Annotated in this window: 1 protein-coding gene and 1 pseudogene; one reads left to right on the top strand and one right to left on the bottom strand. The window is 61.0% G+C overall.

Features of this window, described 5'->3' with window-relative positions:
* Positions 1-994, top strand: a pseudogene (locus AWB67_RS37305) (glycosyl transferase family 51); the annotation flags it as partial.
* Positions 995-1,561: 567 nt separating this feature from the next.
* On the opposite strand, the gene AWB67_RS43705 reads toward AWB67_RS37305, so the two are convergent.
* Positions 1,562-1,627: a hypothetical protein gene (locus AWB67_RS43705; RefSeq protein ID WP_374729894.1), complete on the bottom strand. Its 66-nt coding sequence runs from the start codon at positions 1,625-1,627 to the stop codon at positions 1,562-1,564.
* Positions 1,628-1,683: the final 56 nt, after the last annotated feature.

The following is a 1,683-nucleotide window of genomic DNA, read 5'->3' as shown; positions in this document are numbered from 1 at the left end:
GTCGCCGCCCAAGATCGCGACTGTGTTGCGCAGCGTGAGCCCTGACGAGTCGAAAGAGTGGTTCGACACGCGGATGCGCGCCGCACTGAACGGCACGCCTGCGGAGTGGCTCTCATCCGAGGACCTTGCGAAGCTCTATGCGAGGTACGGCATCGACAAGTTCAACCTGAACGATCGCGGCTATATCGCGAGCGTGCACCCACTCGAACTGTGGAGCGTGAACTACTTGCGCAACCATCCGCTCGCGAGCGTGAACGATATTCAGGAAGCGAGTCGCGAGATGCGCGTCACCGCATATTCGTGGCTCTTCAAGACGCGGTATCACGCAACGCAGGACCGGCGCATCAAAAACATGGTCGAAGCGGATGCCTTCGAGCAGATAAGCAAGTCGTGGCGTGCGCTGGGCTATCCGTTCGCGTCGCTCACGCCATCGTATGCGGCGGCCATCGGTGCGTCGGGAGACCGGCCAGCCGCGCTTGCGCAATTGATCGGCACCATCGAGAATGACGGCAAGACGCTGCCGACACAAAGCATCGCCACGCTGGAGTTCGCGAAGGACACGCCCTACGAGACACGCTTCGCTCCCGCGGCGACTGCGCCGCGCGCCGTCCTGTCGCACGAAATCGCCGAAGTGGTTCATCAACTGTTGCGCGACGTCGTGCTCGGCGGAACTGCCAAGCGCCTCGCCGACGGGATCACGTTGCCTGACGGCCGGGCCTTCGACGTATATGGCAAGACCGGAACTGGCGACCAGCGATTAAATGTATTCGCTCGCGGCGCGCGTCTCATCGAGTCGCGCAGGGTCAACCGGACCGCGACGTTCGTCTTCGTGATCGGCGATCGCTTCTTCGGCACGCTGACCGCTTACGTACACGAGCCGTATGCTGCGCGCTACGATTTCACGAGCGCTTTATCGGTACAGCTGCTAAAGTCGCTCGCGCCGGCGCTGCAACCCTTGCTGGGCGACGCTGTTGTCGCCGGCAGGGAGAAGTGAAGACAGTGCGTCCAATGTTCACCAACGGCTTTGCCATGCTATATCGTGTTGGTTAATCACTGGTCGATAGCTTAGACGTAGGGGCGGCGGTCGAAAGCGCCGTCCGACGCTCCAAGCGCGCGTCGTGAGCATCGGATCGGCGCACACGAGACTGTCGCCGCCTGCGCGGCGTGGGCGCGGGCCAATGATTCGAGAAAGGGGTGGGGCGTCCTTGACTGCGGCACCAACCGCATCCGCGAAGGCAGCCGGCACTGATGAGCCGCAGGTCTGGTCTGACGGTCGTATTGTAAGTAACGGGTACTACGATAGAAAAGCTGGAGCGTCGTTCGAGCAGGATCACGCCGGCGTAGCAAATGCTCGAGATTGAATTTTCTTCGAACGTTCTGCTTCCTAAGTCGACGTGGCAATCATCAGGGAACGTGCTGCGGGGCCGTCGACTGGTTACGTGACTTTTTGCGAACGCATCGTTTTCCGCGTCGACAACCTGCCGCAAGGAGGGGCCATGACTCACTGGAACAAGCGATGGGCTAAAGCAGTTCTTCTGTGGCTGATTTTGCCAGTGATCATTCAAGCTTGTGCGGAGCTCGGTCCCGAAAGTTCTGTACAGGGCCCCGCACAGACGCCTGCACAGATCCCCGCACAGACGCCTTCGCAGACCCCGTCGCAGACTCCCGCACAAATCCCCGCAC

This window comes from Caballeronia terrestris (genome assembly GCF_001544515.1).
In the GTDB taxonomy this organism is placed as follows: Bacteria; Pseudomonadota; Gammaproteobacteria; order Burkholderiales; family Burkholderiaceae; genus Caballeronia; species Caballeronia terrestris.
The sequence above is the reverse complement of the archived record's forward strand: the minus strand, read 5'-3'. Positions and strand labels throughout refer to the sequence as shown.